Below are 5,142 nucleotides of genomic sequence, written 5' to 3' on the forward strand. Positions count from 1 at the left end.
TCAAAAATATTTCAGATTTAATTTGGAATTTGGATGAAGTTTTATTTATCTTTGCACTCGCTTTTCCGCCTGATTTTTTCGGGTGAATAAATAAGGAAAAACAGAACGATACGTTCTTTGAAAATATTGAAAACAAAAAGTTAGGTAAATACAAGAATAATACCTTGTCAATTAAAAATTACCATTAAACTTTGATAATCTGAATGAGACAGAATTAATAAAAACTTTTATACAACGAAGAGTTTGATCCTGGCTCAGGATGAACGCTAGCGACAGGCCTAACACATGCAAGTCGAGGGGTAACGGAAGTAGCTTGCTACTAGACGACGACCGGCGCACGGGTGAGTAACGCGTATGCAACCTGCCTTGTACAGGGGGATAGCCCGGAGAAATCCGGATTAATACCGCATAACAATCACATTTCGCATGGGATGTGATTTAAACCTTCGGGGGTACAAGATGGGCATGCGTAGCATTAGCTTGTTGGTGAGGTAACGGCTCACCAAGGCGATGATGCTTAGGGGGTCTGAGAGGATAGTCCCCCACACTGGTACTGAGACACGGACCAGACTCCTACGGGAGGCAGCAGTGAGGAATATTGGTCAATGGGCGCAAGCCTGAACCAGCCATGTCGCGTGCAGGATGACGGCCCTATGGGTTGTAAACTGCTTTTTTACGGGAATAAACTTAGCTACGTGTAGTTAACTGAAGGTACCGTATGAATAAGGATCGGCTAACTCCGTGCCAGCAGCCGCGGTAATACGGAGGATTCGAGCGTTATCCGGATTTATTGGGTTTAAAGGGTCCGTAGGCGGGCTTGTAAGTCAGTGGTGAAATCTCACAGCTCAACTGTGAAACTGCCATTGATACTGCTAGTCTTGAATATAGTTGAGGTGGGCGGAATACGTTATGTAGCGGTGAAATGCATAGATATAACGTAGAACACCGATTGCGAAGGCAGCTCACTAAGCTATTATTGACGCTGATGGACGAAAGCGTGGGGAGCGAACAGGATTAGATACCCTGGTAGTCCACGCCGTAAACGATGATTACTCGTTGTGCGCGATACACAGTGCGCGACTGAGCGAAAGCATTAAGTAATCCACCTGGGGAGTACGTTGGCAACAATGAAACTCAAAGGAATTGACGGGGGCCCGCACAAGCGGAGGAACATGTGGTTTAATTCGATGATACGCGAGGAACCTTACCTGGGCTTAAATGCAGTTTGACCGATCTGGAAACGGATCTTCTCTTCGGAGCAAATTACAAGGTGCTGCATGGTTGTCGTCAGCTCGTGCCGTGAGGTGTCGGGTTAAGTCCCATAACGAGCGCAACCCCTATCGTTAGTTGCTAGCAGGTAATGCTGAGGACTCTAGCGAGACTGCCACCGTAAGGTGAGAGGAAGGTGGGGATGACGTCAAATCAGCACGGCCCTTACGTCCAGGGCTACACACGTGTTACAATGGCTAGTACAAAGGGCAGCTACCTGGTGACAGGATGCTAATCTCAAAAGCTAGTCTCAGTTCGGATCGGAGTCTGCAACTCGACTCCGTGAAGTTGGATTCGCTAGTAATCGTATATCAGCAATGATACGGTGAATACGTTCCCGGGCCTTGTACACACCGCCCGTCAAGCCATGGAAGCCGAGGGGACCTGAAGTTCGTAACCGCAAGGAGCGACCTAGGGTAAAATTGGTAACTGGGGCTAAGTCGTAACAAGGTAGCCGTACCGGAAGGTGTGGCTGGAACACCTCCTTTCTAGAGATTTAGAATATCGACAAAGGTTTATGGTGATATGACAGAGTTTTATTCTGTTTTGCCTGACTTTATTTTGTTTTCATTTAATATACCATAACCCATAGCGTTAGGGTGATTAAACCGCTAGCATATGGATTAAGAAATTTAGTCCTGTAGCTCAGTTGGTTAGAGCACTACACTGATAATGTAGGGGTCCGCAGTTCAAATCTGCGCAGGACTACAATAATGCTTATGGGGGATTAGCTCAGCTGGCTAGAGCGCTTGCCTTGCACGCAAGAGGTCATCGGTTCGACTCCGATATTCTCCACATAATACGATGGTGTATTAAAGTTCTTTGACATGTTGAAAGTAGTAAAGTAGAAGTAACCAATAGTAAAGAAACAACGATTGATTTCGTGATGAAAGTTTATTTTTCATTGGCACAAAAAGAAGTAATTAAGGGCGTATGGCGGATGCCTAGGCTCTCAGAGGCGAAGAAGGACGTGATAAGCTGCGATAAGCTACGGTGAGGTGCAAATAACCTTTGATCCGTAGATTTCCGAATGGGGCAACCCACTCAGCAATGAGTATCCATTTATGGAGGCAAACCCGGAGAACTGAAACATCTAAGTAACCGGAGGAGAAGAAAACAAAAGTGATTCCCCTAGTAGTGGCGATCGAACGGGGATTAGCCCAAACCATTATTGTTTCGGCAATGGTGGGGTTGTAGGACTATAATATGATGATCGGCGTGAAGTGGAAGTGTTTGGAAAGACATACCAAAGAGAGTGATAGTCTCGTACACGTAAGCAAAGTGAATCTAGTAGTATCCTGAGTAGCGCGGAACACGAGGAATTCTGTGTGAATCTGCCAGGACCATCTGGTAAGGCTAAATACTCCTGAGAGACCGATAGTGAACAAGTACCGTGAGGGAAAGGTGAAAAGCACCTCGAACAGAGGAGTGAAAGAGTACCTGAAACCGTACGCCTACAAGCGGTAGGAGCACCTATATGGTGTGACTGCGTGCCTTTTGCATAATGAGCCTACGAGTTACTCCTCACTAGCGAGATTAAGCACTTCAGGTGCGTAGTCGAAGCGAAAGCGAGTCTGAATAGGGCGTAAAGTTAGTGGGGGTAGACGCGAAACTTGGTGATCTACCCATGGTCAGGCTGAAGCTCTGTTAAACCAGAGTGGAGGGCCCAACCGGTTCACGTTGAAAAGTGTTCGGATGAACTGTGGGTAGGGGTGAAAGGCCAATCAAACTGAGAAATAGCTCGTACTCCCCGAAATGCATTTAGGTGCAGCGTCAGAGTCGAGAGTTATAGAGGTAGAGCTACTGATTGGATGCGAGGGCTTCGCCGCCTATCAAATCCAGACAAACTCCGAATGCTATAACTTATATCTGGCAGTGAGCCTGTGGGTGCTAAGGTCCACAGACGAGAGGGAAAGAACCCAGACCATCAGCTAAGGTCCCCAAGTGTATGTTAAGTTGAACAAACGAGGTGAGATTGCTTAGACAGCTAGGATGTTGGCTTGGAAGCAGCCATTCATTTAAAGAGTGCGTAACAGCTCACTAGTCGAGCGATCTTGCGTGGATGATAATCGGGCATAAATATACCACCGAAGCTATGGATTTAGAATTTATTCTAACTGGTAGGGGAGCATTCTAACGGCGCAGAAGCAGTATGGTAATGTATTGTGGAGCTTTTAGAAAAGCAAATGTAGGCATAAGTAACGATAATGCGGGCGAGAAACCCGCACGCCAATAGACTAAGGTTTCCTGATCAACGCTAATCGGATCAGGGTAAGTCGGGACCTAAGGGGTAGCCGAAGGGCGAACTCGATGGACAACCGGTTAATATTCCGGTACTTTCTATTACTGCGATGGGGTGACGAAGAGATGACAACGCCGCGAACTGACGGAATAGTTCGTTGAAGGACGTACGTGATGAGACTTGTAGGTAAATCCGCAAGTTGAGCTGAAATCTGATAGTACAGCAATGCTACGGCAGCGCTGATAGTGCGTGTAATTTTACTTCCAAGAAAAACCTCTAAGCTTCAGGTAATAGAGACCCGTACCACAAACGGACACACGTAGTCAAGTAGAGAATACTAAGGCGCTCGAGTGATTCATGGCTAAGGAACTCGGCAAAATGGTCCTGTAACTTCGGGAGAAAGGACGCCTCTTTCGGGAGGCCGCAGTGAAATGGCCCAGGCGACTGTTTACCAAAAACACATGGCTTTGCAAAATCGAAAGATGAAGTATAAGGCCTGACACCTGCCCGGTGCTGGAAGGTTAAGTGGAGGGCTTAGCGTAAGCGAAGGTCTGAAATGAAGCCCCAGTAAACGGCGGCCGTAACTATAACGGTCCTAAGGTAGCGAAATTCCTTGTCGGGTAAGTTCCGACCTGCACGAATGGTGTAACGATCTGGGCACTGTCTCAGCCATGAGCTCGGTGAAATTGTAGTATCGGTGAAGATGCCGATTACCCGCAACGGGACGGAAAGACCCCGTGAACCTTTACTGCAGCTTCACATTGATTTTGGGTAAGTGATGTGTAGGATAGGACGGAGACTATGAAGCGGTATCGCCAGGTATCGTGGAGTCATCCTTGAAATACGTCCCTTTGCTTATCTGAAGTCTAACGTCTAACGACGGACAGTGTGTGGTGGGTAGTTTGACTGGGGTGGTCGCCTCCAAAAGAGTAACGGAGGCTTCTAAAGGTACCCTCAAGACGTTTGGTAATCGTCTGAAGAGTGCAATGGCACAAGGGTGCTTGACTGTGAGACATACAGGTCGAGCAGGTACGAAAGTAGAGCATAGTGATCCGGTGGTTCCGTATGGAAGGGCCATCGCTCAAAGGATAAAAGGTACTCCGGGGATAACAGGCTGATCGCTCCCAAGAGCTCATATCGACGGAGCGGTTTGGCACCTCGATGTCGGCTCGTCACATCCTGGGGCTGGAGAAGGTCCCAAGGGTTGGGCTGTTCGCCCATTAAAGTGGCACGCGAGCTGGGTTCAGAACGTCGTGAGACAGTTCGGTCCCTATCTGTTGTGGGCGTTGGAAATTTGCGAGGATCTGACTCTAGTACGAGAGGACCGGGTTGGACTAACCTCTAGTGTATCTGTTGTGGCGCCAGCTGCATAGCAGAGTAGCTACGTTGGGCAGGGATAAGTGCTGAAAGCATCTAAGCACGAAGCCTACCTCAAGATGAGATTTCCTTTAAGGGTCGTTAGAGACGATAACGTTGATAGGTTGCAGATGTAAAGGCGGTAACGTCAAAGTCGAGCAATACTAATTACCCGAAAGCTTCTGAGTGGCGAGGTCAATCGCTGAATCTTACTAAACAAAGGTTCTTTTATTTTACTTTCAATATGTCTATGATATTTAGTTGTTAGATCAACA

At 47.3% G+C, this 5,142-nt stretch carries 2 tRNA genes and 2 rRNA genes; all 4 read left to right on the forward strand.

Annotated elements, in window-relative coordinates:
• The first annotated feature begins 231 nt into the window (after positions 1-231).
• The 4 genes from NQ163_RS20310 to NQ163_RS20325 all read left to right on the forward strand — a co-directional run bounded on the left by NQ163_RS20310 (position 232) and on the right by NQ163_RS20325 (position 5,055).
• Positions 232-1,757, forward strand: a 16S ribosomal RNA gene (locus tag NQ163_RS20310).
• A gap of 146 nt (positions 1,758-1,903) precedes the next feature.
• Positions 1,904-1,977, forward strand: a tRNA-Ile gene (locus NQ163_RS20315).
• A 13-nt stretch (positions 1,978-1,990) separates the two neighbouring features.
• Positions 1,991-2,064: transfer RNA gene (locus NQ163_RS20320), tRNA-Ala, on the forward strand.
• A gap of 118 nt (positions 2,065-2,182) precedes the next feature.
• Positions 2,183-5,055: ribosomal RNA gene (locus NQ163_RS20325) — 23S ribosomal RNA — on the forward strand.
• Together the 16S and 23S rRNA genes with 2 tRNA genes alongside form the textbook arrangement of a ribosomal RNA operon.
• Positions 5,056-5,142 lie beyond the last annotated feature (87 nt).

It is taken from the genome of Marinifilum sp. D737 (genome assembly GCF_026672275.1).
Taxonomy (GTDB): Bacteria; Bacteroidota; Bacteroidia; order Bacteroidales; family Marinifilaceae; genus Marinifilum.